23 protein-coding genes are annotated in these 24,861 nt (G+C 52.6%); 15 read left to right on the top strand and 8 right to left on the bottom strand.

Going from position 1 to position 24,861, the window contains the following annotated elements; all coding sequences use genetic code 11:
* Positions 1-14: 14 nt before the first annotated feature.
* The 5 genes from C814_RS21310 to C814_RS24365 all read left to right on the top strand — a co-directional run bounded on the left by C814_RS21310 (position 15) and on the right by C814_RS24365 (position 4,637).
* Complete coding sequence (locus C814_RS21310) at positions 15-1,505, top strand: tagaturonate reductase (RefSeq protein ID WP_016317529.1); 1,491 nt, start codon at positions 15-17, stop codon at positions 1,503-1,505.
* Complete coding sequence (locus C814_RS21315; RefSeq protein WP_016317530.1) at positions 1,502-2,989, top strand: UxaA family hydrolase; 1,488 nt, start codon at positions 1,502-1,504, stop codon at positions 2,987-2,989. The genes C814_RS21310 and C814_RS21315 overlap by 4 nt, the downstream gene beginning before the upstream one ends.
* Positions 2,990-3,229: 240 nt before the next feature.
* Positions 3,230-3,853, top strand: coding sequence for a hypothetical protein (locus tag C814_RS21320; RefSeq protein WP_016317531.1), 624 nt, complete (start codon positions 3,230-3,232; stop codon positions 3,851-3,853).
* 52 nt (positions 3,854-3,905) lie between these two features.
* The gene (locus tag C814_RS21325) at positions 3,906-4,376 is read left to right on the top strand and encodes an FUSC family protein (RefSeq protein ID WP_016317532.1); all 471 of its coding nucleotides are present in this window, start codon (positions 3,906-3,908) and stop codon (positions 4,374-4,376) included.
* A gap of 3 nt (positions 4,377-4,379) precedes the next feature.
* Positions 4,380-4,637 (top strand): hypothetical protein, encoded by a 258-nt coding sequence (locus C814_RS24365; RefSeq protein WP_196809960.1) that lies wholly within the window; start codon positions 4,380-4,382, stop codon positions 4,635-4,637.
* A 55-nt stretch (positions 4,638-4,692) separates the two neighbouring features.
* Here the strand turns inward: C814_RS24365 and gyrA are convergent, their stop codons facing one another.
* The 8 genes from gyrA to dnaA all read right to left on the bottom strand — a co-directional run bounded on the left by gyrA (position 4,693) and on the right by dnaA (position 14,571).
* Positions 4,693-7,242 (bottom strand): DNA gyrase subunit A, encoded by a 2,550-nt coding sequence (gene gyrA, locus C814_RS21330; protein WP_016317533.1) that lies wholly within the window; start codon positions 7,240-7,242, stop codon positions 4,693-4,695.
* 84 nt (positions 7,243-7,326) lie between these two features.
* Entirely contained in the window at positions 7,327-8,013 is a 687-nt protein-coding gene (locus C814_RS21335; RefSeq protein WP_016317534.1) for a YcxB family protein, read from the bottom strand.
* 12 nt (positions 8,014-8,025) lie between these two features.
* Positions 8,026-9,972: a DNA topoisomerase (ATP-hydrolyzing) subunit B gene (gyrB, locus tag C814_RS21340; protein ID WP_016317535.1), complete on the bottom strand. Its 1,947-nt coding sequence runs from the start codon at positions 9,970-9,972 to the stop codon at positions 8,026-8,028.
* Between the two features lie 44 nt (positions 9,973-10,016).
* Positions 10,017-10,292 (bottom strand): extracellular matrix regulator RemB, encoded by a 276-nt coding sequence (gene remB, locus C814_RS21345; RefSeq protein ID WP_016317536.1) that lies wholly within the window; start codon positions 10,290-10,292, stop codon positions 10,017-10,019.
* 89 nt (positions 10,293-10,381) lie between these two features.
* The gene (gene recF / locus C814_RS21350) at positions 10,382-11,485 is read right to left on the bottom strand and encodes a DNA replication/repair protein RecF (protein WP_147407936.1); all 1,104 of its coding nucleotides are present in this window, start codon (positions 11,483-11,485) and stop codon (positions 10,382-10,384) included.
* 6 nt (positions 11,486-11,491) lie between these two features.
* Positions 11,492-11,707, bottom strand: a complete 216-nt coding sequence (locus C814_RS21355) for an RNA-binding S4 domain-containing protein (protein WP_016317538.1) — start codon at positions 11,705-11,707, stop codon at positions 11,492-11,494.
* Positions 11,708-11,771: 64 nt separating this feature from the next.
* A complete protein-coding gene (gene dnaN / locus C814_RS21360; protein WP_016317539.1) occupies positions 11,772-12,878 on the bottom strand; it encodes a DNA polymerase III subunit beta in 1,107 nt (368 codons plus the stop codon).
* Between the two features lie 370 nt (positions 12,879-13,248).
* Positions 13,249-14,571 carry a chromosomal replication initiator protein DnaA gene (gene dnaA, locus C814_RS21365; RefSeq protein WP_016317540.1) on the bottom strand — a complete coding sequence of 441 codons (1,323 nt, stop codon included), beginning with the start codon at positions 14,569-14,571 and terminating at the stop codon, positions 13,249-13,251.
* 745 nt (positions 14,572-15,316) lie between these two features.
* Between dnaA and rpmH the strand changes: the two genes are divergently transcribed.
* The 10 genes from rpmH (at position 15,317) to C814_RS21410 (ending at position 24,810) form a co-directional block, all read left to right on the top strand.
* Positions 15,317-15,451, top strand: coding sequence for a 50S ribosomal protein L34 (rpmH, locus tag C814_RS21370; RefSeq protein ID WP_016317541.1), 135 nt, complete (start codon positions 15,317-15,319; stop codon positions 15,449-15,451).
* 102 nt (positions 15,452-15,553) lie between these two features.
* Positions 15,554-15,889 carry a ribonuclease P protein component gene (gene rnpA, locus C814_RS21375; protein WP_016317542.1) on the top strand — a complete coding sequence of 112 codons (336 nt, stop codon included), beginning with the start codon at positions 15,554-15,556 and terminating at the stop codon, positions 15,887-15,889.
* Positions 15,883-16,152, top strand: a complete 270-nt coding sequence (gene yidD, locus C814_RS0105900; protein ID WP_196809963.1) for a membrane protein insertion efficiency factor YidD — start codon at positions 15,883-15,885, stop codon at positions 16,150-16,152. Before rnpA ends, yidD begins: the two co-directional genes overlap by 7 nt.
* The gene (yidC, locus tag C814_RS21380; protein ID WP_016317544.1) at positions 16,153-17,223 is read left to right on the top strand and encodes a membrane protein insertase YidC; all 1,071 of its coding nucleotides are present in this window, start codon (positions 16,153-16,155) and stop codon (positions 17,221-17,223) included. It abuts the gene before it with no gap.
* 54 nt (positions 17,224-17,277) lie between these two features.
* Positions 17,278-18,528, top strand: coding sequence for an RNA-binding cell elongation regulator Jag/EloR (gene jag / locus C814_RS21385; RefSeq protein WP_016317545.1), 1,251 nt, complete (start codon positions 17,278-17,280; stop codon positions 18,526-18,528).
* Positions 18,529-18,725: 197 nt separating this feature from the next.
* The gene (gene mnmE / locus C814_RS21390) at positions 18,726-20,093 is read left to right on the top strand and encodes a tRNA uridine-5-carboxymethylaminomethyl(34) synthesis GTPase MnmE (RefSeq protein WP_016317546.1); all 1,368 of its coding nucleotides are present in this window, start codon (positions 18,726-18,728) and stop codon (positions 20,091-20,093) included.
* Positions 20,094-20,107: 14 nt separating this feature from the next.
* Entirely contained in the window at positions 20,108-21,997 is a 1,890-nt protein-coding gene (gene mnmG / locus C814_RS21395) for a tRNA uridine-5-carboxymethylaminomethyl(34) synthesis enzyme MnmG (RefSeq protein ID WP_016317547.1), read from the top strand.
* Positions 21,994-22,707, top strand: coding sequence for a 16S rRNA (guanine(527)-N(7))-methyltransferase RsmG (gene rsmG / locus C814_RS21400; protein ID WP_016317548.1), 714 nt, complete (start codon positions 21,994-21,996; stop codon positions 22,705-22,707). The genes mnmG and rsmG overlap by 4 nt, the downstream gene beginning before the upstream one ends.
* A 113-nt stretch (positions 22,708-22,820) precedes the next feature.
* Positions 22,821-23,654 carry a ParB/RepB/Spo0J family partition protein gene (locus tag C814_RS21405; RefSeq protein WP_016317549.1) on the top strand — a complete coding sequence of 278 codons (834 nt, stop codon included), beginning with the start codon at positions 22,821-22,823 and terminating at the stop codon, positions 23,652-23,654.
* A gap of 388 nt (positions 23,655-24,042) precedes the next feature.
* Positions 24,043-24,810 carry a ParA family protein gene (locus C814_RS21410; RefSeq protein WP_016317550.1) on the top strand — a complete coding sequence of 256 codons (768 nt, stop codon included), beginning with the start codon at positions 24,043-24,045 and terminating at the stop codon, positions 24,808-24,810.
* Positions 24,811-24,861: the final 51 nt, after the last annotated feature.

The raw sequence follows: 24,861 nt of genomic DNA on the forward strand, positions 1-24,861 counted from the left end.
AAGGGGATAGATGGATGAAAACGCTTAACAAAGAGATGGCCGCTGTCAGGCAGCGCCCTCTGAGGTTGATGCAGTTTGGTGAAGGCAACTTTTTACGTGCATTTGTGGACTATATGGTTGATATTTCCAATGAAAAAGGCGTCTCCGATATTGGCATCGCAGTGGTCAAACCGATCCCGTTCGGAAATTTGGAGCGTTTTCGCCAGCAGGACAACCTTTATACCGTAATCCTCCGGGGACAGATGGATGGCAAGGTTGTGAATGATGCCCGGATTGTTACCAGCATACAGAAAACCATCGACGCTTACGAATCCTATGGGGAACTGGTTGAAACCGCCTGCCTGGAAAGCCTCCAGATTATCATTTCCAATACCACTGAAGCTGGTATCGTATTTGATGCGGACGACCGGTTTGAGAGCGAGCCTCCGTCCACCTATCCCGGCAAGCTGACCAAACTGCTGTTTGAACGGTTCCAAAAATTTGAAGGCGATGCCGGCAAAGGTCTTGCCATTATCCCATGCGAGCTGATCGAGCATAATGGGGACCGTCTTCATGACTGCGTAAACCAGTATATCTCGCTGTGGGGGCTGGGGGAGACGTTCCGGAATTGGGTAGAAGAATCCTGCACTTTCTGCTGCACACTGGTTGATCGGATTGTAACCGGTTACCCCCGCGACAATCTCGAAGAAACCACCGCACAGCTCGGATATATCGACGAGTTAGTGGACACTGCGGAGCCGTTCGGTCTGTGGGTGATCGAGAGCAGGCGGGATATTTCAGATATTCTTCCACTTGAAAAAGCGGGCCTCCCGGTTATCTTCACCGATGACCAGACCCCCTATCGGGAACGCAAGGTCCGTATTCTGAACGGCGCGCATACTTCGACTGTCCTGGCCGGTTATCTTGCCGGATTCGAGATTGTCGGGGAGATCATGAAGGACCCAGACCTGAGAACCTTCATGAATACAGTGGTAATGGAGGAGATCGTACCGGGGGTCAGGCTGCCGCGGGAAGAGGTGCTTGCATTCGCCAATTCGGTATTTGAACGCTTTGAAAATCCGTTCATCAAACACCGCCTGCTCGATATCTCCCTCAACTCGGTTTCAAAATGGAAATCGCGTATCCTTCCTTCGCTGCGTGACTATTACAACACATCCGGCAGGCTCCCACATCTGCTGACCTTCTCCTTTGCGGCCCTGATGGCATTTTATACCTCGGACAAGCTGGAAAACGGCGTCCTTCAGGGAAATCGGGATGGACAGCCCTACGAAATTAAGGATGATGCAGCTGCTCTCGTATTTTTTGCGGAACATTCCACCCGTCTGTCCTCCAATGAATTTGTACAGGCGCTGGCCTCGCAGACCGGATTTTGGGGTGAGGACCTGACCAGATATGATGGGTTTGTCCCGATGGCTGCCGGGTATCTTGATGAGATCAAAACCAAGGGGATGAAAGCGGCCATCCATGCGCTGGTCGAACAGAAAGAGGGGCTGACGGTCGGATGAATCTGCTGAAATTCCTGGTTATCAACCCGGCGGACAATGTCGGCGTTGCGCTTCGGACAATCGAAAAAGGGGAAACGGTCGAAGCAAACGGAAAATTCGTGACTGCATGTGAAGAGATCGCAACCGGCCATAAGATGGCAATCTGTCCAATATCCGCAGGCGAATGCGTGACCAAATACGGCTACACGATCGGTTCGGCAAAATCCGATATTTCAGCGGGGAGCTGGGTGCATACCCACAATCTGAAAACCAACCTGAACGATAAATTGGCATACCGCTATGAGCCTGCGCTCACTCCGCCTACACCCCTGCCGCCCGCCACCTTTGAAGGGTTTCTGCGGGAGGACGGAAGGGTCGGTGTGCGAAATGAGCTCTGGATTCTCCCGACAGTAGGATGTGTCAACTCGATTGCCCGCCTGATCGAACGAAAGGCACAAGCTCTGGTGAGCGGAAGCATCGACGGGATTTATGCATTTCCACATCCGTATGGCTGTTCTCAGCTTGGTGGGGATCATCTCAACACTCAGAAAGCGCTGGCCGGGCTGGTGCGCCACCCCAATGCAGGCGGTGTGCTGGTGCTCGGGCTTGGCTGCGAGAACAACAATCTCGACGCGTTCAAAAAGGTGCTCGGTGAAACCAACCCGAACCGGGTAAAATTTCTCGTCTGCCAGGAGAGCGATGACGAGATCGCCGATGCGCTCTCCCTGCTTGAACAGCTTGCCTCTTATGCGGGGAGCTTCAAGCGTCAGACCTGCTCTGCGCAGGAGCTGATGATTGGCCTGAAATGCGGCGGTTCAGACGGGCTTTCGGGCATCACCGCAAATCCCCTGGTCGGGGTATTCTCGGATATGCTGACCGCACAGGGAGGCAGCTCGATCCTGACCGAAGTTCCTGAGATGTTTGGGGCGGAAACCATCCTGATGAACCGATGCAGGGATGAAAAAACATTTCAGAAAACGGTTGCATTGATCGACGGATTCAAGGACTACTTCATCCGTTACCATCAGACCATCTATGAAAATCCCTCCCCGGGAAACAAGGCGGGCGGCATTTCAACCCTTGAGGACAAATCGCTTGGATGTACCCAGAAAGGCGGCAGCGGCACCGTGGTCGACGTGCTCTCTTATGGCGACCCAATCTGCGAACACGGGCTGAATCTGCTTGAAGCACCGGGAAACGACCTTGTAGCATCGACCGCATTGGCTGTTTCAGGCGCACAGATCGTGCTCTTTACAACCGGACGCGGCACCCCGTTTGGATGTCCGGTGCCCACCGTGAAGATCGCCAGCAACAGTGCACTCAGCCGGAAAAAAGCGGGATGGATCGACTTTAATGCAGGGCAGTCGATCGAAGGCGTCCCGATGGATCAGCTTTCAAAGACGTTTTTTGACTATGTGCTGCGGGTCGCGAGTGGGGAACGGACGGTCGGTGAGCAGCATGGGATGCGTGATCTCGCAATCTTTAAAGATGGTGTTACCCTGTAATAGTACCTGATTGCCTCTCACAATTCATCTGTTTTCTCCCAGCTGTCACACTGGCCTTAAACGTGCAGCGGGGAACCCAAAAAATCGAACATTTCCCGCGCTTTTCTGACATGTATTCGCAGTTTAGAAAAACGCGGGTATTTCTTTCTTGAACGATCCCTTGAAAAAAACAAATCAGAATGGTATGATAAACTTAGTATTTTTCATTTCAGGATAAACTGAAAACAGAAAGGTGTATCTATGAAAAGGATTTTATCCGCATTTTTGATCCTTGTTTTGATTTTGTCCGTAGGGTGCGGAAAGGTTGGGGAGCAAAATTCCACAGAGATCGTAACCTTTCAGATGGAACCTTCCGGGGACAGAGTGGAACCGTTTCTGGAACTTCTGGAGAATACCAGCTATGAGAAGTCCGGCAGATGCTACCGCATATCCCCGCAAACGGTTTCAGACCAGTACGGCTTCCATCTTTTCAAGTTTGACAGCTCCTGCGCCGGCTATCTGCTGTATGAAGATGTTGTCTACCCGCTTGGAGAATGGTTCGGAGGATATGGGTTGACTTCCTTTGCGGTCGCCGACTTGAACAGGGATGGAAAGTCCGAGTTATATTTTACCTGTTCCTGGGGATCTGGACTCCACCGCTCCCAGGCGGGATATTTTGACTCCGCAAATCGGCAGATGATCCTGTTCGACTTTTCCGACATTGACCATGATTCGGTTCTTGCAGTGGATGAGAACGGGACACTGTCTGTTTATCGAGCAGCTGACTGCGACGTAGCATCATTCGTAGAGATTACGTTGTCCGCTGGAGAGAAAACCGCATCGATCCTTCAGGAAGGGGATCGGATCACACTGAAAGCTGTTTGAAAGATTGAAAGGAGGAAGCCCAATCCGTAAAATTCCACAGTTGCATGTCGGTATGCGCAACCTCAAAACCGCATTGGCAATCTTTATTTGCCTGCTGCTGTACCAGTTTCTTCCCGGCGATCCGGCATTCGCCTGCATCGCGGCAGTAATTGCGATGCAGCCCACCATCGAGGACTCCCTTCTGGCGGGTGTCAACCGAATCATTGGGACGGTAATCGGAGGCATTTTTGGCGCACTGTTTGTCCTGCTGGACAGGCGTTACCATTCTTCCGACCTGCTGCATCTGCTTCTGGTAGCGGCAGTAGTCACCCTGTTGATTATGCTTTGTAATGTGATCGGAAAAAACGGGGCCACGGTAATGGGTTGTGTGACCTATCTGGTGATCGTACTTTCCACCGCAGTAGGGAACCCCTGGCTCTATGCTCTGGGCAGGACGCTGAACAATACGGTTGGCATCGCGGTGGCAGTCGGAATCAACCTTGCAATCCGCCCACCAGCCCGAACAGATCAACCGGAAAAATAAAAAATGCAAGGTGCAGATCAAAAGTTTTACTCAATTTTTTTCAAAAAATTGCGGTTTCCAAAGGCAGGGCCTTTGGTCGCTCATCGCAATGAGCGAAATACTTTATCCTGTGAAGCGCTTTTTTCGGGTGAATTGCCGCGATGCGGCAAGAGGGGGCTTTTTGCAAGTGAAAAAGCCCCCTTGCATAAGAACCAAGCTCCCGCCTTTGATATGGCTGAAATCCTTCCTGTTACAACCTCGCCATCACAGTTCAGGATATAACAGATAAAACCGCCCGATGCATTTTATGCATCGGGCGGTTTTTCTATTTCAGGAACTACGATTCGGTTTTGCCTTCCGGCTCCACAGTATCCTCCTGCCCTTCAGAATCAGATTCCCCGGTTTCGTCCGCAATCTCTTCATCTTTTGGGGTGCGTGCCAGTGTTACCACCCGGCTGTCCTGCGCCACCCGCATTACGCGCACGCCTCCGCCATACCGCGACTGCACAGTAATTTCGCTGACTGGAATCCGGATAATGACCCCGTCATCGGTAATCATGATGATGTCGTCATCCTCATCCACCATCTTGACCCCTGCAACCATACCGTTTTTCTCAACATAATAGTTCCGGATCCCCTTACCGCCGCGGGACTGCAAACGATATTGGCCAATATCGCTTCTGCGCCCCAGACCGTTTTCCGAAACGGTGAGAACCAAAGCGCCATCCCGGACCCGCGCCATACCGATGACCTCGTCCCCTTCATCGAGGGTGATCGCTTTCACGCCGCGCGCTGTACGGGAAAGCGGCCGCGCATCCTGCTCGTCAAACCGGATCGCCATGCCCTGGCGGGTTGCGACGATCAGTTCACTGCTGCCGTCAGTCAGGCGAACCCATGCAAGCTCGTCATCCTCGTCCAGCCCAATCGCAATCAGGCCGCCCTTGCGCACATTTCTATACTGAGAAAGCGGGGTGCGCTTGATAATTCCCTTGCGGGTGACCATCACAAGGAACTGGTCCTCATCGAATTCGCTGACTTTGATCATCGAAGTGACCTTTTCATCCGCGTCGATCTGGAGCAGGTTGACAATATTGGTCCCACGTGAGGTACGGGATCCCTCCCCGACTTCATATCCTTTCAGCCGGAAACAACGTCCTTTGCTGGTGAAGAACATAACATAATCGTGGGTCGAGCAGACGAACAGTTCCTCGACAAAATCCTCTTCTCGCCGGGTCATGCCGGAGATGCCGCGTCCACCGCGCCGCTGGGTTCTATAAGAGTCCATCAGCTGGCGTTTCAGGTAGCCGAAATGGGTGAGGGTAATTACACAGTCTTCGACCGGGATCAAATCCTCAATATCCACCTCTCCGCTGACCGATACAATCTCGGTCCGGCGCTCATCGGCGTATTTCTCCCGCATCACCGAAAGTTCGTCCTTGACGATCTGCATCACCTTTCCATAATCTGCGAGGATCTCCTCGTAACCTGCCACCCGTTCGATCAGAGCGGCAAGTTCCTCTTCGATTTTGATCTGCTCCATACCGGACAACCGCCCAAGCTGCATGGCAACGATCGCCGACGCTTGTATATCGGTGATCCCAAACCGGGCAATCAGGTTGACCTTGGAATCGTTGGAATCCTTTGAATGCCGGATGATCGAGATAACCTCGTCAGTATGGTCACAGACCAGCTTCAACCCTTCCAGCACATGTTCCCGCTCTTTTGCCTTGCGCAGGTCGTATTTAACCCGGCGGGTGACAACTTCTCCCTGGAAGTCGATATAGTGGGTCAGCATCTCCTTGAGCGGCATGACCTTGGGTATCCCGTCAACCAGGGCAAGCATAATCACACCGACCGTATCCTGCATCTGGCTGTAGGAGTAGAGCTGGTTCAGCACCACCTGTGCATTTGCATCCCGTTTCAGCTCAATTACGATGCGCATACCATCCCGGTCGGACTCGTCCCGCAGGTCAGAAATCTGCTCGATCCGCTTGTTTTTAACCAGCTCGGCAATGTGTTCGATCAGGCGCGCTTTGTTCACCATATAGGGAATCTCGGTCACAACGATCCGTTCCCGCCCGGCGTTCATCTCCTCAATCCCGGCGCGGGCGCGCAGCATCAGTCTGGCCCGTCCGGTCGCATATGCTGCCCGGATACCGGCCCGGCCCATAATCACCCCGCCTGTCGGGAAATCCGGCCCTTTAATATGCTGCATCAGCTCATCCAATCCCGCATCCGGATTGTCGATCAGCAGGTTGACTGCGTCAATTACCTCACCAAGATTGTGGGGTGGGATATTGGTTGCCATGCCGACCGCGATCCCGGTAGAACCGTTGACCAGCAGGTTCGGAAAACGGGAGGGGAGGACAACCGGTTCCTTGAGGCGGTCGTCGTAGTTATTGGTGAAATTGACCGTATCCTTGTCGATATCGGTCAGCATCGAAAGCGACATCCGGCTCATCCGGCTTTCGGTATAACGGTAGGCAGCCGGCGGGTCACCATCGACCGAACCAAAGTTCCCATGCCCGTCGACCAACGGATAACGCATAGAAAAATCCTGTGCCAGGCGCACCATTGCGTCATAGACCGATGCATCCCCATGCGGATGGTACCGGCCCAGCACCGATCCGACCGTATCCGCACATTTGCGGTATGCCTTATCGGGAGTAAGCCCGTTTTCGTGCAGGGTATAGAGAATCCGCCGGTGTACCGGCTTCAGGCCATCACGTACATCCGGCAATGCGCGGCTGACAATGACCGACATCGAATAATCAAGGAATGATTTTTTCATCTCGCTTTCGATGTCCACCTGCTGTATCCGTTGTTCGACAATGTCCGGGACAAACAGCGCGTCCTTTTCGTTGTCGTTTCCTCTCTCTTTGCTCATGTATTCATCTCCTGTTCCGATGCGTCAGTTTCAAACGAACCGTCCAACGGCAGTTTTTTGGGTAAATCCTGCCGCTTGCAGGCCCTAACTGACGATCTGATGGGGCTTTTCAAAGTTTTTGCAGACTTCTTCAAGCAGCGCGTTGAGCGCGCCGGCCTGTGCCTGTATCTCCTGTTTTGGGATCAGGAGGCATCGTTTTTCGTCCAGCATAATCATATAAAGATTTTCGCTGGTCCTGACCGACTGGATGGTGTGCCAGAAGGTTTCCGCCTTCTGATCCCCCACATGTTCGATAAACCGGTTTGGATAGAAATCCACTGTAATCTCGCTGCGCAGATAGGTAACCCTTTCATATTGCTTCTTCAGCATCTTGCGCAGGGCTTTTTCGTAAAAAAACCGATAGTAGCAAAGCCCATAGATACCAGACCCGATCAGCACTGCAACGATAAACCAGGAAAGCCCATTCATAGGGATTCTCATAAACCAGAGTGCAGCCAGATAGATAATCCCGAACGCCAGCTGGATAGAACCAAGCAGGATGGTCCTTTTCCTCCCCTTTTCGATTGATTCCCTGCCCATAATCATCTGGAATGTGACATAATCCTCAAATGGGATGTGGTAGGTAAGGGTGAACAGCTTCGCCAGCCGCTGTTCCGTTTCCCGGATTTCGGAAACTTCCACATCCCCGGCGGCGGCTTCATCAAGTAGCTCCTGCATCATCTCTTCGGAGGTATCGCTCACAATCTCGGTGTCAAAATCCTGCTCACTCATCTGTTCGCCTCCTTAAATATCCAGATTCTTCACGTATTTTGCATTCTGCTCGATGAATTCCTTACGCGGCGCGACTTTATCCCCCATCAGGATGGTAAAAATTTCGTCCGCCTTGACCGCGTCCTCCATCGAAACCCGCAGCATTGTCCGGTTGGCGGGATTCATTGTCGTTTCCCAAAGCTGCTCCGGATCCATCTCACCAAGGCCCTTATACCGCTGAACATCACATTTTCCGTTGCCATCCGGCGCAAGCTCCTGGATACATTTGTCACGCTCTTCGTCCGAGAAGGCATACCGAACCTGTTTGCCGCGGCTGACCTTAAAGAGCGGAGGCTGTGCGATGCAGATATGGCCATTCTCGATCAGCGGGCGCATGAACCGGAAGAAGAAGGTCAGCAACAGGGTCCGGATGTGCGAACCGTCAACATCCGCATCCGCCATAATGATGATCTTGCCATACCGCAGCTTGGAAAGGTCGAATTCGTCCCCAATCCCGGTGCCCAGCGCTGTGACGACCGGCATCAGCTTGTCATTGCCATAGACTTTATCCAGGCGCGCCTTTTCCACATTCAGCATCTTTCCCCAAAGCGGCAGGATCGCCTGAAATTTACGGTCACGCCCCATCTTCGCAGAGCCACCCGCCGAATCTCCCTCGACGATATAAATTTCGGTACCCTCCTGTCCCCGCTGGGAACAGTCAGCCAGCTTGCCCGGCAGGGAAGCGGTCTCGAGCGCGGATTTGCGTCGTGCCATCTTGCGGGCGTTCTGTGCAGCCTCCCGCGCGCGCGCCGCATTGATCGACTTCTCAAGGATTGCCCGCGCAACCGATGGGTTTTCTTCAAAATAGGTGGTCAGCTTGTCGCTTACCAGCGCGCTTACCATTGCACGCATCGAGGTATTTCCGAGCTTGGCCTTGGTCTGCCCTTCGAACTGCGCATCGGTCAGTTTGACCGAGATCACCGCGGTCAGTCCTTCCCGGACGTCCTCGCCATTCAGGTTCTTATCGCTCTCCTTCAAGATGTTGTTTTTGCGTGCATAGTCGTTCAGCACCCGAGTGAGCGCAAATTTAAAACCGTCCTCGTGGGTACCGCCGTCGGTGGTATGGATATTATTTGCGAATGAGAGCAGCAGCTCATTATAGCTGTCGTTATACTGCATTGCAATTTCAGCGGTCGTATCCCCGTCCCGCGCCGAAAGATAGATCACCTCATTATGAACCGGCTCCACCCCTTTGCGCTGGTGGATATACTCGACAAAACTGCGGATTCCACCCTCATAGTGCAGGTCAACATCGACCGGTTCTTCTCCGCGCAGGTCGCGCACCTCGATTCGTACGCCTGCATTCAGGAATGCCTGCTCCCGCAGACGGGTCAACAGCGTATCAAAATGGTAAACGGTCGTATCCTGGAAGATCAGAGGGTCTGCCTTGAATGCAACCTGTGTGCCTGTCTCGGAGGTATCACCGATGATCTTGAGCGGCTCACATTCTTTTCCATATTCAAACCGCTGGTAATACCGGTGTTCACCGTCGCAGACCTCGACCTCCAGCCATTCGGAAAGTGCGTTTACGACCGAAGCGCCTACCCCATGCAGGCCGCCGGATACCTTATATCCGCTTCCACCGAATTTACCGCCTGCATGAAGGATGGTAAATACAACCGTGACCGCAGGAAGCCCGGTTTGCGACTGGATGCCGACCGGGATACCGCGCCCGTCGTCCCGCACACGGATGATCTCTCCCGGCAGAAGCTCGACTGTGATCTTATCACAGTGGCCCGCAAGTGCTTCGTCGATCGAGTTGTCTACAATCTCATATACCAGATGATGAAGACCCTTTTCCCCAGTTGAACCGATATACATGCCCGGCCGTTTGCGGACCGCCTCCAGCCCCTCCAGAACCTGTATCTGAGAGGAATCGTATTCCTGTTCCTGCTGAGGCAGATTCTTTACATCTTCCATCAAACTACTCCTTTCCGTTTTCCGAAAAAACCGCCGGTATCTGTTTACCGGCTGATATTTGCGATACCATCAATGAAACCCGCCCGCTTTTTGAGCGTTGCGGAAGAAATCTGCGTGATATAAACCGTCTGCTTCCCCTTCCAGGCGCAGATCACAAATGATTTTGGCAGTTCATAAGAAACGTTGCGCACCCTGCCTTGCTTCTCTGCCTGTGTCAGGAATTCCTTTGTCAGCTTGGATATAGTCGTGTTCTCCAGGTCAAATATCCCGACGACCTCCCTGGAACGCACGACTGTGTCCTGTCCAAGATGCAGATACATCTTTTCCTCCTTTGGGGAAGAAGCGCTGCCCACCAGCTGTCCCCGGCTTTTCAATTACTGAATTTATGATTTGACCCAGAGAAGGGATACTAATAGTTCCGATAGGACACAACCTCCCCATTTTGGATGCGCGCCCCAATCCCCCTCCCGAGCGTTTTGAAATAGGCTTTGTCGCAACAGGTCATAATCAACTGGCGGTCCCGCAGGTTGTTGAGCAGATAATCCCGGCGGGAAACATCCAGCTCGCTCATCACATCATCGAGCAGCACGACTGGGTATTCCCCAACGGTCTCCCGGATCAGCTCACATTCTGCCAGCTTGAGCGCAAGCACACAGCTGCGCTGCTGCCCCTGCGAGCCATAGGACCGCGCGCTTTTCCCGTTGAGGGTGATTTCGATGTCGTCCCGGTGCGGGCCGCAGATGGTGACTCGTGCTTTTACATCCTCGCTGCGTTGGTTTTGCAGCCGGTCGAGAAGCTGCCGTTCGATCTCCGGAATCCCCAACCCGGGTTCACAGGGCAGGGAAGAGACATAATGAAAATCGAGCGTCTCCCGTTCCCGTGAAATCCCTGCATAAACCTCCTGTGAAAACGGTTTGAGCCGTTCAAGAAAGCTCGCCCTTGTTTTGATGACCACCGCCGCAAATGACGCCAGGCGTTCATCCCAGATGTCCAGCGTATTGAACAGGCTGGTCTCATAGGCCATATCTTTGAGCAGCCGGTTACGCTGGTCGAGCACACGTGTATATTGGTTCAGAATATGAACATATTTGGGCTTGATCTGGCAGATTGAAGTGTCGATAAACCGCCGTTTTTCCTGTGGGCCGTTTTTAATCAGGGTGAGATGTGCGGGGGAGAATACCACCGCACAAAAATGCCCCGCAAGCTCGGCGGCGGACCGGAGCGGTATCTCGTTAAGCGAGGCGCTGCGCCGGCTTTCTACCGTAATCATTGCCTGCTGTTCCCGTCCAGAACCAAAAAAATCCAGCTCTAACGCAGCCTGTGGGCAGTCAAACCGGATCATCTGGCTGTCCTTTGCACCGCGAAAACTCTTTGCGCCGGTGAACAACCAGACTGCTTCGATAAAATTGGTTTTCCCCTGTCCGTTGTCCCCATAGATGATATTCGCGTTTTCGCAAAGCTCCAGCTCCATCGAACGGATGTTGCGGAAATCACAGAGCTTAATCCGGCTCACCCTCACTTAAATAACCTCGATCTCTTTCCCGCCAATCTGTACCCGGTCTCCCCGGCGGATTTTTTTGCCGCGCATCCTGCACAGTTCACCATTTACCCGGACTTCCCCTGAAGTGACCATCTCTTTTCCCTGGCCTCCGGTTTCCGCCGCTCCTGCATATTTGAGCAGGGCGTCCAGTTTGATGTAATCGGTATGGATTTCTACTTTGATCTTTTGTTCCATCTTATTTCCTTTTCAAAGCCTTTTTTATAATAAAACGATCTGGTTTTTATTGCCTCTAATATTTTCAGGATTCAGATTTGAGCCGGACCGGAAGCACGAGGAATGTGAAGCTGTCCCCCTCAACCGGGGTTAGTTTGAGCGGGGAGAGCGGGCCGTTGAGGATCAACTGGATTTCGTCTCCCTCGGATGCTTTCAATGCGTCGAGCATATACCGGCTGTTAAATCCAATTTCTACGTCTGCGCCCTCCTGCTTGCAGGGAATTTCGTCGTATGCTTTACCGATTGCGGTAGAGCAGGAAATCCGGATCATCCCTTCCTGGAAATAGAGCCGCAGAGGGCTTTTGATATTGTCTGAAATCAGCAGGGAAGAACGGTCGATCGAACCAATCAGTTCCCGGGTATTGATCCGGACTGTGGTTTGTGATCCGTTTGGGATCGCCGCTTTATAGTCGAGGAATTCCCCTTCCAAAAGGCGGGATACCACATGATAGCTGCCGATCTGAAAGATGATATGCCGCTTTGAAACGGTCAGTTCTACGTCGGCATCCTCCTCTTTCAGGAGTTTGGCGACCTCTGAAAGTGATTTGCCCGGTACAATGAACATCAAATCCTCCTGATAGCCGGTCGGTTCTTTGCGCATTGCCAGCCGGTAGCCATCCACCGATACGACATATAATTCTCCGCCTCGGATGTCGAAGAGGGAACCGGTATGGACCGGTTTGCTATCGCTTGTCGAGACAGCAAAAAGGGTTTGGCCAATCATGTTTTTCAGGATGCGCTGAGGGAGGTTGAGTCCTGTAGTCTGTGAAATGGATGGCAGCTCAGGAAATTCAGATGCAGGAATCCCCAGGATAGTGTATTCGGTGACATCTCCTTTGATAATTGTGAGCATTTTTTCATCGGTTTTGATGCTGACCTGTTCGCTTGGCATCCTGCGGATCATATCTAAAAACAGTTTTGCGGGCAGAACAATCTCTCCCTGTTCCCGGATGTCGGCTTCGATTTCGGTGGTGATTGCCAGTTCGAGGTCATAGCCGGTTAGGGAGATGGTTCCCGCAGCCGTTTTAAGCAATATGCCTTCAAGTGCTGCGAGCGTATTTCTAGAAGAGACTGCACGAGATACGTTTGAAACGGCTTCTACCAGCAGTTGTTTGTTGCAGATGACATGCATAAAAACGACCTCCGTTTATCGTTTGATTGGGTTTGTGGTTTCCACAGGGAGAAATCGGTACCGCTGCTTATAAAGATAGATAGATAAAAATAGTAGTAGTAGTAGATGGGCTGGAAATGTGAAAAAATCTGAAGAACCGCATGGGAAGCGGGTTGACGAATCAAAGTGGAAAAAAGGGCAGGGTGAAAAAGTTGTGGAGAAGGATTGGAAAGCCAGATTTTTTCACATGATGGTTGGAAAACCCATTGGAAAGTAGAGAAAACGTGGAAAACTCTGTGGAAAATGTTGAAGAGTGATTTTTTCATTCACAAAAATCACAGATTGTGGATTGTTGAAAGTGGAAAACCTGGGGAAAAGGTGGAAAACTTGTTCAGCTATCCCGGATATTTTTGATAATATCCTCGACGGTTTCCTTGTAACGCAGGTCGTTTGCCATATTTTTTTCAACCTGTTGGGTTGCATAAACGACGGTGCTGTGGTCCCGCCCTCCAAATTCTTCCCCGATCATCGACATCGACATCTGGGTGATCTCCCGCACAATATACATTGAAATCTGGCGCGCGGAGGAGATCTGTGCGTTGCGCTTGGTGGACCGGATATCCTGTGGGCTGATCCCATAGGTGCGGCCGACCTCTGCGATGATCCGTTCAACGGTTACGGGCACAGGCTGGCTGTCGTTCAGGATGTCCCGGATTGCGTTCTGTGCAATTACGATGGAAGGGCTGGTCCCTTGAAGCAGTTTATATGCTTTGAGTTTTTTCACTGCGCCTTCCAACTGCCGGATGTTGGTTTTCAGCCGGTTTGCGATGTATTCGGACACGTCATCCGGTACGCTGATGTCCATCAGCTGCGCTTTCCGGCGGATGATCGCGATTCGGGTTTCAAAGTCAGGCGTCTGGATGTCTGCAAGCAGTCCCCATTCGAAGCGGGTCCGCAGACGGTCTTCCAGTGTTTTGATCTCTTTGGGTGGCCGGTCGGATGCGAGTACGATCTGCTTGTTTGACTCATAGAGGGTATTGAAGGTATGGAAGAACTCCTCCTGTGTACTCTCTTTACCGCCGATAAACTGGATGTCATCGACCAGCAGAACATCTGCCTGCCGGTATTTCTCCCGGAACTGAGGGGTAGTATGGTCCTGGATCGATTCGATCATCTCGTTGGCGAATTCATCGCCCTTGACATAGATGATGGTATAATCGGGGCGGTTTTTGCGGATTTCACTGCGGATCGCGTAGAGCAGATGCGTCTTGCCCAGCCCGGACGCCCCATAGATAAAAAGAGGGTTATAGGCATTGGCAGGGTTGGCGGCGACCGCGAGAGACGCTGCGTGTGCAAATTTGTTGGAGGAGCCGACAATAAACGTATCGAAGGTGAAATCGTATTCCCCACCGATTGCGAAGCCATCCGGATCGACAGATGGGGCCGGTTCCACGGGTGCTGGCGCGGGCTGGTCGCAGGTGATTTCTACATTGACCATAAACCCAAGTACCTCTTCAAACGAGTTTTTTAAAATTGAGGTATACTTTTCCTTTACGATGTTCATTTTAAATTCGGAGTTCACCTTGAGAAAGGCGGTCGATCCGTCCAAGCGCAGAGGTACGATATCTTTCAGCCAGAGGCTGAACGCCACTTCGGACATTTTTCCCTTGCAGTTTTCCAAAACAAGGGCAAACAGGTCGGCAAATGATTCCATGTATGCAGCTCCTTTGGTGGATAACAGGTGAAATCCATGAAAAAAACCGGTGGAGACGATGGTTTTCCACGAACTTTCCCCAGATTCGGTAACTTCGATATTGTACCACAAATTAGAGGAAGTTTCAAGTATTCAACAGGCTATGTTGATATAATTATATAATAGTATGCCACCACTTTTCCCGCCGCAGACAGAAACACAGTTGAAACTGTGGAAGAGTGGTTCCAAACCAGATTTTTGAATGTGGGCCCCTTCTTGTTTCGAAATCCCCTAAGGGGGCTTTTTCTCTTGCAAAAAGCCCCCTCTTACCGCTTCGCGGCAATTCACCCGAAAAAAGCGCTTCACAGGATAAAGTATTTCGCTCATTGCGATGAGCGACCAAAGGCTCTGCCTTTGGAAACTGCAATTTTTTGAAAAAAATTGAGTAAAACTTTAGAACCTGTATTCATAATCAGACGGTGTCGAATGGTTGTGAATGCGGGTTCTTAATTATGAAAGAAAGAAGAAATCCGCGCAGCTTGCCGGGGTGGGGCTTGTGCTTGTCAGTTTGGTCTGGAACCAAACTGATGCTGTCTCACTGCCCCCGTAACCGCATTGCGGAAAGGATCGGGCAAAAGGCTTGACAAAACTGCATGAAATGGGTTATAATGCTAATCTGCAAGGTATAAAAGGATAATTGCATCCGTGTCAGCAGATCTATTCCATTATATGGAATTTAGTGACCACGATGAGAGGGGGGTTAAGAATGAAAAGAACCTACCAGCCGAAGAAGCTTCAGAGAAAGAAAGAGCATGGTTTCCGTAAACGTATGGCAACCAGAAACGGGCGCAAGGTCCTCGCGCGCAGAAGAGCAAAAGGCAGAGCGCGTCTGACCCACTGATCCGGAAAATACAGGACCACAGCTTGAGTTGTGGTCTTTATTTTTAGGATGTTGGGAACTGGGGCGGATGCCCGGGAATGATCTGCGGCAGGAGGGATCGGTATGCTCCATACGACTGCGCTTACCCTGAACAAGGAATTTAAGCGGGCTTATTACCGGGGGCGGAATACTGCTACCCCTCTTGTTGTGGTTTATGCGGTGAAAAACCGGATGGGATGCAACCGTCTTGGCCTGACTGCTTCGAGGAAAATTGGGAAAGCGGTGCAGCGCAACCGCGCACGCCGGATTATGAAGGAGGCCTACCGGCTTTTGGAAGGAGAATTTCCTGTTGGGTGGGACTTTGTACTCGTTGCCCGCACCAGGACAGTGCACGCCTCCACCAATGACCTGATCAGAGCGCTTCGGCAGGCAAACAGGCGGCTGTTTCAGAAATCATGAGGCGATTACTCCTTTGGTTGATCCGCCTTTACCAGAAATGGATCTCGCCTTTGAAACCACGTCCGACCTGTCGTTTTTACCCCACCTGTTCGATCTATGCCTATACCGCGGTTTCGCGCTTTGGAGCGCTGCGCGGGGGATGGCTGGCGCTCAAACGGATTTTAAAGTGCCATCCGTTTCATCCGGGGGGAGTTGACCATGTACCGGAGGTGTTTTCCCTGTTTGAGCCCGCAAAAAATGGAAAAGAGAGGAAACAGAAATAGATGCAACTGATTTATCTGATCGTTGGCTGGCCGCTTGGCTGGATTATGTGGGCCTGCTATAAGGTGGTCCCGGTCTACGCCGTTGCGCTGGTCCTGTTTACCCTGATTATGCGTGTTCTCCTGGTGCCGTTTTCGATTAAGCAGCAGAAGTCGATGGTTAAGATGCAGATGTTCCGCCCCAGGATGGAGGAACTTCAGAAAAAATATGGGAATAATAAAGAACGTCTCAACGAGGAGATGATGAAGCTCTATCAGGAGGAGAACTACAATCCGATGTCGGGATGTCTCCCGATGCTGATCCAGTTCCCCATTCTGTTCGGCCTGATCGACGTTATTTATAAACCAATGAGCCATATTCTGCGCATCGGGCAGGAGGTTCTTTCACAGGCATATACGATCGCTGCGCCGATCCTCGACGTTGCGCCGGAGATGCTTTCCAAGGATATGACAGCCCAGCTCAAGGTCATGGGTGCGGTGCAGCAGAACCCGCAGGCGTTTGCCTCGCTTGGGGATTTTGTGGACAAGGTAAACAGCATCAATCTCACGATCGGCCCGATTGACCTGACCCAGACCCCCACATTTGCACTGAACTGGCTGCTGCTGATCCCGATTCTCTCCGGCCTGACCTCGCTTGCACTGTCGATGTTTACGATGAAACAGACAGCGGCTTCTGCGGGGGACAGTGCGCAGGCTGCCGGCATGACCAGAGGCATGATGCTGATGATGCCCCTGATGTCCGCCTATTTCGGCTTTATGTTCCCGGCGGGCGTCGGCATTTACTGGATCATCTCCAATCTTCTGATGGCAATTCAAACCTTCCTGCTGAACAAATTTATGAACCCTGTCAAGCTTGCGGAGCAGGCAAAGCTGGAATATGAGGCCAAACGGGAACAGCAGCGCAAGGAAAAGATCGAAGCGAAAAAACGCGCCCGGGAAAACGGGGAGCTGGATATTGATAAGGCGTTGTCCCAGAAAGAGATCAACCGGATGAAGCTCGCGGCAGCGCGCAAGCGGGATGCGGAAAAATATGGGGACATATATAAAGAAGTCACCGATGATGATTTGAAATAATTGCCGTAGTGATGCAAAAGAGCTGTTTAAGTGGGATTGCAATAGGAGGGCATTATGAGAGAGTGCATCAAAGAAGCCAAAAGTGTTGACGAGGCGATCAGCCTTGCATGTAAAGAACTTGGCGTCGAGCGGGACGCAATCGAATTCGAGATTATCAATCTGCCGAAGCGCGGGTTTTTCGGGCTTCGCAATACCCCTGCCCGGGTACGGGTTTATTTTGAAGAGCCGGTGAAAGAGGAGAAAAAGCCGGAAAAGCCGGCAAGAGCGCCCGAACCGAAGCCGGCACAGGATACAAAACCCGCCAGATCTGCCCGTCCGGCAAAGCCGGAAAGGCCGCTGCGTGAGGAACGGCAGCCGGTGCGGGAGTTGGTGAAGGAGCCTCCTGTCCGCAAAGAGCCGAAACCGGAAAAAAAGGAGAATCCCGAAGAAAAGCCCGAGGAGGCCAAAAAGCGGGAATCTGCGCCGCTTGTCTTTGTGGGTGCGGATGAGGTCGAAGGGAAGGCAAAAACCGCCGTGTCCTACCTGAAAGGGGTTCTGGCGGAGATGAACGTTCATCCCGAAATCACAGTCGCACGCACTGAGAACGGGGTAATCCTTCGCCTTGCGGGGGAAGGTCTGGGCGTCATCATCGGGCGCAGAGGGGAAACCCTCGATTCGCTCCAGTATCTTTGCGGATTGGTCGCTAACCGTGAGGAAGGCGATTATATGCGGGTCACCATCGACTCGGGCAACTATCGCGAAAAACGGGAGCGGACACTCGAACATCTGGCCCAGAAGCTGTCTGCATCGGCGATCCGCTATGGACGTTCATCCACCCTTGAACCGATGAATCCGTATGAACGGCGGATTATCCATGCAACGGTTTCAAAGATTGAAGGGGTTTCCTCTACCTCGATTGGAGAGGAGCCGAACCGCCGTGTTGTGATCACGCCGGACAACCTCAGACCCCAGCAGGGCAGAAGAGGCGGAAAAGGTGGAACGCGCGGTGGGAAGCCGCCCCGCAGAGGGGATGGACTGCGTTCGGGGGAACGCCGGGAATTTCCTCCAAGGGACAGGGACAGCGGCAGACGCGACCGGAGCGACCGCGGACGGAGGGATAGCCGTCGCGAAGAAACGATAAAGCCGACGCCTACCAGTATAGACCGGGAGTATTTGAAAGAGATCGAACAGGAGGCGCCATCGTTTGTCAAGCCTGACCCGTCGGAAAAATCGGCTGCACCGGTGCGGGAGAATCTCTCCACATCGCGCACCCGGACATCGGGCGAAGGGGCTGACCTGCCGCTCTATGGGAAAATAGAACTGTAACACAAAAGAGGAGGGGTTTCACGTGAAACACTTCCTCTTTTTTCTGACCAGGACAAGTTTTGTTCTGCCTTTTCTTTGCAAAAATTTCATGCCTCATGTGGAATGTCGAAGATATTGTGCTTTGACCCCGCAGAGAGGTTGACAGTATTCGTAAAATATGTTTGCATCGCCGGATTCTGAAACTATGGAGGACATATATGGAGAATGATACAATAGCGGCAATCGCCACCCCTTATGGAGTGGGAGGAATCGGGGTGGTTCGGTTATCCGGCCCAGAGGCAATCCGGGTAGCCAAACGGATGGTACGGCTTTCACATGGGAGACAGCTTTCTGAAATGGAAGGGTACACCTGCGCTTATGGGCGGGTTTTTGATGGCGACGGTGAGATCGACGAGGCGGTCCTGACGCTTTTTCGTGCACCACGCAGTTATACGGGGGAAGATGTGGTTGAGATTGCAGCGCATGGCGGAATCTATCTGCTCGAAAGGATTCTGCGCGCTTGTTGTTTGAAAGGCGCACGTCCTGCACAGGCGGGTGAGTTTACCCGGCGGGCGTTCCTGAACGGGAAGCTTGATCTCACACAGGCGGAAGCGGTAGCCGACCTGATTTCTGCGCGGGGAAGGCAGGCAGCGCGTGCTGCGCTTACGGCGCGGGACGGTGCATTGTATCGGGAAGCAGAGCGGATATGCGGCGAACTGACCGGATATGCGGCGCATCTCGCGGCATGGATTGACTATCCGGAAGAGGAAATTGTAGAAGTTGACCAGGATGCGCTGGCAGCGGGACTGTGCGGTTGTGTGGAAGCATTGGAGAAGCTATCCGCGACCTACGATACTGGACGGGTGATCCGGGAAGGGATCGACACTGCGATTGTTGGCCGTCCCAATGTCGGCAAGTCGACCCTGATGAATCTGCTTTCCGGATTTCAGCGGAGTATCGTTTCGAATTCTGCCGGGACAACCCGGGATGTGGTGAGTGATACGGTGCAGCTCGGAGACCTGATGCTCCATCTTTCGGATACTGCTGGTATCCGTTCGACCGACGATCCGATCGAGCGGCAGGGGGTGCAGATGGCGCACGACCGCCTTGCACGAGCGCAGCTTGTACTTGCGGTATTTGACGGGTCCGAACCGCTTGATGCGGATGATCTGCTGATCGCGGAGGCCTGTAAGGAAGTTCCTGTGATTGCTCTGGTCAACAAGCGTGACCTTCCCCGGAAGATGGATTTGGAACCGCTCAAGCAGAGATTTGAAAGGCTGCTGGTGATCTCTGCGGATCAGCCGGACGATCTGGAACTGCTCAAAAGGGAGATTGAACAGCTTTTTTCGATTGGCAGTTTTGATGCGGGTGCAGCGACAGTGGCCAATGAACGGCAGCGCGGCGAGGTGCGGAATGCCTGCGAAGAGGTGCGGCAGGCGGTGGATGCGCTTTCCTCTGGGGTATCTTATGATGCGGTATGCGTTTGCATCGAGGCGGCAATTGATGCGCTGCTTTCCCTTACTGGAAAACGTGCCTCCGAACAGGTGGTGCAGCAGGTCTTTTCCCGGTTTTGTGTTGGGAAGTGAAAGGAGAAAAAAGGATGCAATATTATCATGCGGATGATTATGAGGTCGCGGTGGTTGGTGCAGGCCATGCGGGGATAGAGGCTGCCCTTGCGTCGGCGCGGCTGGGCGCCAGGACGGTGCTGTTCACCATCTCGCTCGATGCAGTTGCAAACCTTCCCTGTAATCCTTCGATCGGCGGGACTGCAAAAGGGCATCTGGTGCGGGAGGTGGATGCACTCGGCGGAGAAATGGGAAAAGCCGCGGATGCCACCTTTCTGCAAAGCCGGATGTTGAACCGTGGAAAAGGTCCCGCGGTGCACAGCCTGCGGGTACAGACCGACCGCAGGGCATATCACGCATATATGAAACGGGCGGTGGAAACACAGGAAGGATTGTCACTCAAGCAGGCGGAGATTGTGGAACTTCGGGCAGAGGATGGGAAGATCACCGGAGTTGTAACTGCAATGGGTGCTGTTTATGGTGCAAAGGCGGTGATCCTAGCAACCGGAACCTACCTGAGAGGAAAAATTTTTGTGGGGGAGTATGTTGCCGAGAGCGGACCGGATGGAATGCATCCGGCGCGGCGGCTTTCGGATTCGCTGGAAAAGCTGGGGATTCAGCTGCGGCGGTTCAAGACCGGCACCCCTGCGCGGGTAGACCGGCGGTCGATCGACTTTTCAAAGCTCGAAAAGCAGGAGGGAGATGACCCGATCGTTCCATTTTCGTTCGAAACGAATCCCGATGGTTTGCAGAATCAGGTTTGCTGTTACATGGCCTATACCAATGAGCGCACACATCAGGTGATCCGCGACAATTTGGACCGATCGCCGCTTTATGGCGGGCAGATCGAAGGGGTCGGCCCGCGCTACTGCCCAAGTATTGAGGATAAGGTGGTCCGTTTTCAGGATAAACCCCGGCATCAGCTTTTTGTGGAACCGATGGGCCTGGACACCAACGAAATGTATCTACAGGGGATGTCCTCCTCGCTCCCGGAAGAGGTGCAGACGAAATTTTATCGCACCATCGAGGGATTTGAACGGCTTGAAATCATGCGCAGCGCCTATGCGATCGAGTATGACTGCATTGATCCGACCTGTCTCAAGGCGTCACTGGAATTCCGTTCGGTGAAAGGGTTGTACGGGGCGGGGCAGTTCAACGGCACCTCGGGTTATGAAGAAGCAGCCGCACAGGGCCTGATTGCAGGGATCAACGCGGCGCGTCAGGTACAGGGAAAGCCCTCTTTGATTCTCGACCGCGCCAGTTCCTACATCGGGACGCTGCTTGATGACCTGGTTATCAAGGGGTGCAACGATCCCTACCGGATGATGACTTCCCGTTCAGAATACCGGCTGTTGCTCCGGCAGGACAATGCGGATGCGCGCCTGACTCCAATCGGATACGAAATCGGGCTGATCGGTGAAGAGAGGTTTACCCGGTGTCAGGAAAAGCAGAAGCAGATTGAGCAGGAGATCCAACGCCTGCAAAAGACCACAGTCCCACCAGGGGAAGGGCTGAATGCATTGCTTGTTTCACGTGAAACAGCTCCAATCACGTCAGGAATCCGGCTTTATGAGCTGCTGCGCAGGCCGCAGATCAGTTATTTTGACCTCGCACCATTTGACTTATCCCGTCCTGACCTGCCGCCGGAGGTACAGGAACAGGTTGAGATCACCATTTCGTACGAAGGCTACATACAAAAACAGCTTGTTCAGGTCGCACAGATGCGGAAACTGGAAGGGAAAGCGCTGCCGGAAACACTTGATTACCGGGAAATCCGAGGGCTGAGGCTTGAAGCAATTGAAAAGCTGAACAGGCTGCACCCCGCAAATATTGGGCAGGCATCCCGGATCAGCGGGGTCAGCCCTGCGGATATATCGGTGCTTCTAATCTGGCTGGAACAACACAGACGGGAGGAAATAAGATGATCGACACAGAAAAATTAAGCAGTTACGCCGAAGGGATCGGTTTATCGCTTGGCCAGGCCCAGCTGGAAACGTTTGACCTCTATGCGCAGATGCTGGTTGAATGGAACCAGAAGATCAACCTGACCGCCATTACAAAGCCGGAAGAGATCGTGGTCAAGCATTTCCTGGACAGTTTAATGCTGCTCAATGCGGTTTCACTGGAGGAGGGTGCCAGACTGGTTGACGTGGGGACAGGGGCAGGGTTTCCATCGGTTCCGGTGAAGATTGCCCGCCCGCAGCTGGAACTGACCCTTCTGGACAGCCTGAATAAGCGGATTCTTTTTCTAAAGGAGCTTTCCGCCGCCTTGGGACAGCAGAACCACTGTGTCCATATCCGAGCGGAGGAAGCAGGGAAAAGTGCGGCCTATCGGGAACAGTATGACCTCGCGACTGCGCGGGCGGTTGCGCATCTGCGGGAGCTTTCTGAATATTGCCTGCCGCTTGTCCGCGTTGGCGGCCGGTTTGCAGCGTTGAAAGGCGGCGAGATCGAACAGGAGCTTACCGAGTCTGAAAAGGCGGTCCGGGAGATGGGTGGGAAAATCGCTGGAGTGCGACAGTTTTCTCTGCCGGACGGAAGCGCCCGCACAATCGTTGTGATTGAGAAAATATCGCAGACTTTGACAAAATATCCCCGTCCCCATGCCAAAATAGCAAAATTCCCGTTGATCTGATCCGAGATTTGTGGATTTTATGGGGATTTCTGCGATGAAAAAAGCTGGTCAAACCGAATAATTCGTGGTAAGATGGTGACAGGTCAAGGAGGTCGAGGAAAGGACGTGGAAAAATGGGGATGTTTACAAAACAGAAAACCATCAGCAGGGTTCTTTTGCTCAACATCCGGGAAATCTCTTCGAATCCTTACCAGCCGCGCAGCCAGTTTGAACCAAGAGCTTTGCAGGAGCTTGCGGACAGTATCTCCCAGAATGGGCTGCTCCAGCCGGTCACAGTTCGCGAATGGGAAAACGGCTATCAGCTGATAGCCGGGGAACGCCGGCTGATGGCCTGCAAGATGCTGGGCATGGAACAGATTCCCGCGATCGTAAACCGGGTGGATGATGAGAAATCTGCGGTCTTCGCGTTGATCGAGAACCTTCAGCGAAAGGACCTCAACTATTTCGAGGAAGCGCAGGGAATCCAAACCCTGATGCAGACAAGCGGTATGAGCCAGCAGGAGGTCGCCAAAAAGCTGGGAAAGGCGCAGTCAACGGTTGCCAATAAACTCCGACTGCTCTTCTTTGGAGAAGACCTGCGGCAAAAGATGCTTGACAATGGGCTGACCGAGCGTCATGCACGCGCTCTGCTCCGCCTGCCAAATGAACGGCTGGTCAATGAGGCGATCCAGTACATTGTTGCAGAGCGGCTGAATGTGGGGGAAAGCGAGAGCTATATTGAGTCGCTGCTCACCGCAGTACCGGAGAAGCCGCCGAGCAAACCCGCCACCCGCCTGTTTGTTGTAAAAGACCTGCGAATTTTTATGAACACGATCACCAAAGCGGTTTCTACTATGCGGCTTGCGGGGATCGAGGTGGATACCAGCAAGGAAGAAGACGAAGAGTACATTCACTATCTGGTGAAGATTCCAAAGAAGAGCGCTTATCGAAGCTCGCATTCTGCGTGACCAATCCCTGTATGCGGCCGGTGAAACAGCACACCCGCTGCATACAGGTTGGTAAATAAATTTTATACACGTTTCCCTGTCAAAAAACCTCCTTTCCGGAGGTTTTTTGGCGTTCCGGGGAAATGTTTCATGTGAAACATCTGCGATTTTCAAAAAATCTCTTAACAAACAGGATAAGCTGTGCTATAATTGAAATACTCAAAAAAATGATTTTGATCCTGCCGGTCAAGCGCGCTCTGCGTGTTGACGATAGGGAAGGTTGGGCAAAGATACAACAATGACCTGAAAACCGCACATCGTGCGGTTTTCATAGTGCAGGAAAGCCTTGTTTGAGGGGACAGAAAAAACGGATGAGAAGGACAGAAGTGCTGGTTTAACGGAGGAAGTTATGGGAAAGATAGTTGCGATTGCGAATCAAAAGGGGGGCGTCGGCAAGACGACGACGGCTGTCAACCTGACTGCTGCGCTCGGCGCAAAGGGGTTCCGGACGCTGCTGGTGGATGTTGATCCGCAGGGCAACTCCACCTCCGGGCTGGGGATCAACAAGCGTGGTCTGGAGTTTTCCACCTACGATCTGCTGGTTGGAGATACTCCGGCGGAAAAGATGCTCGTGCAGACCGAATTTGAGAATGTGGACCTGTTGCCCTCCAATATTGAGCTGGCGGGCGCGGAGATCGAACTGGTGGAGATGCAGGATCGGGCAATGCAGATGAAAAAGGCGCTCATAGAGATGAAATCGGTTTATGATTTTATCCTGATAGACTGCCCGCCTTCCCTGGGGATTATCACCCTCAATGCCTTTACGGCATGCGATACCCTCCTGATCCCGATTCAGTGCGAATATTATGCACTGGAAGGGCTTTCCCAACTGATGGCAACCCTCCGGCAGGTCAAGCGGCTCTATAACCCTAATGTTGACATCGAGGGTGTCCTGCTCACCATGTATGACAGCCGGTTGAACCTGACCGTCCAGGTGGTGGAGGAGCTGAAAAAATACTTCCCCCAGAAGATTTACCGGACAGTGATCCCGCGCAACGTGCGTCTTTCGGAGGCTCCCAGCTTTGGACAGCCGGTGATATACTATGACCGGGCGTCCAAGGGGTGCGCAGCGTACGAGCAGTTGACCCAGGAGTTTTTAGAGAAAAACAAACGATAGACTGGAAGTTGCCCGAAGAGTCGAAACCGTCCTCCTTTTTCGGTTTTCTCT

It is taken from the genome of Anaerotruncus sp. G3(2012) (assembly GCF_000403395.2).
GTDB lineage: Bacteria > Bacillota > Clostridia > Oscillospirales > Ruminococcaceae > Anaerotruncus.

Coding starts and splice junctions, on each gene's coding strand:
- C814_RS21405 (WP_016317549.1), top strand. CDS start 22,821: ATGGGGATGTTTACAAAACAGAAAACCATCAGCAGGGTTCTTTTGCTC.
- C814_RS21355 (WP_016317538.1), bottom strand. CDS start 11,707: ATGGAACAAAAGATCAAAGTAGAAATCCATACCGATTACATCAAACTG.
- C814_RS21410 (WP_016317550.1), top strand. CDS start 24,043: ATGGGAAAGATAGTTGCGATTGCGAATCAAAAGGGGGGCGTCGGCAAG.
- C814_RS24365 (WP_196809960.1), top strand. CDS start 4,380: ATGCAAGGTGCAGATCAAAAGTTTTACTCAATTTTTTTCAAAAAATTG.
- jag (WP_016317545.1), top strand. CDS start 17,278: ATGAGAGAGTGCATCAAAGAAGCCAAAAGTGTTGACGAGGCGATCAGC.
- yidC (WP_016317544.1), top strand. CDS start 16,153: ATGCAACTGATTTATCTGATCGTTGGCTGGCCGCTTGGCTGGATTATG.
- rnpA (WP_016317542.1), top strand. CDS start 15,554: ATGCTCCATACGACTGCGCTTACCCTGAACAAGGAATTTAAGCGGGCT.
- mnmE (WP_016317546.1), top strand. CDS start 18,726: ATGGAGAATGATACAATAGCGGCAATCGCCACCCCTTATGGAGTGGGA.
- dnaN (WP_016317539.1), bottom strand. CDS start 12,878: ATGCATGTCATCTGCAACAAACAACTGCTGGTAGAAGCCGTTTCAAAC.
- gyrB (WP_016317535.1), bottom strand. CDS start 9,972: ATGGAAGATGTAAAGAATCTGCCTCAGCAGGAACAGGAATACGATTCC.
- C814_RS21310 (WP_016317529.1), top strand. CDS start 15: ATGAAAACGCTTAACAAAGAGATGGCCGCTGTCAGGCAGCGCCCTCTG.
- gyrA (WP_016317533.1), bottom strand. CDS start 7,242: ATGAGCAAAGAGAGAGGAAACGACAACGAAAAGGACGCGCTGTTTGTC.
- C814_RS21315 (WP_016317530.1), top strand. CDS start 1,502: ATGAATCTGCTGAAATTCCTGGTTATCAACCCGGCGGACAATGTCGGC.
- C814_RS21320 (WP_016317531.1), top strand. CDS start 3,230: ATGAAAAGGATTTTATCCGCATTTTTGATCCTTGTTTTGATTTTGTCC.
- mnmG (WP_016317547.1), top strand. CDS start 20,108: ATGCAATATTATCATGCGGATGATTATGAGGTCGCGGTGGTTGGTGCA.
- remB (WP_016317536.1), bottom strand. CDS start 10,292: ATGTATCTGCATCTTGGACAGGACACAGTCGTGCGTTCCAGGGAGGTC.
- rpmH (WP_016317541.1), top strand. CDS start 15,317: ATGAAAAGAACCTACCAGCCGAAGAAGCTTCAGAGAAAGAAAGAGCAT.
- dnaA (WP_016317540.1), bottom strand. CDS start 14,571: ATGGAATCATTTGCCGACCTGTTTGCCCTTGTTTTGGAAAACTGCAAG.
- rsmG (WP_016317548.1), top strand. CDS start 21,994: ATGATCGACACAGAAAAATTAAGCAGTTACGCCGAAGGGATCGGTTTA.
- C814_RS21335 (WP_016317534.1), bottom strand. CDS start 8,013: ATGAGTGAGCAGGATTTTGACACCGAGATTGTGAGCGATACCTCCGAA.
- C814_RS21325 (WP_016317532.1), top strand. CDS start 3,906: ATGCGCAACCTCAAAACCGCATTGGCAATCTTTATTTGCCTGCTGCTG.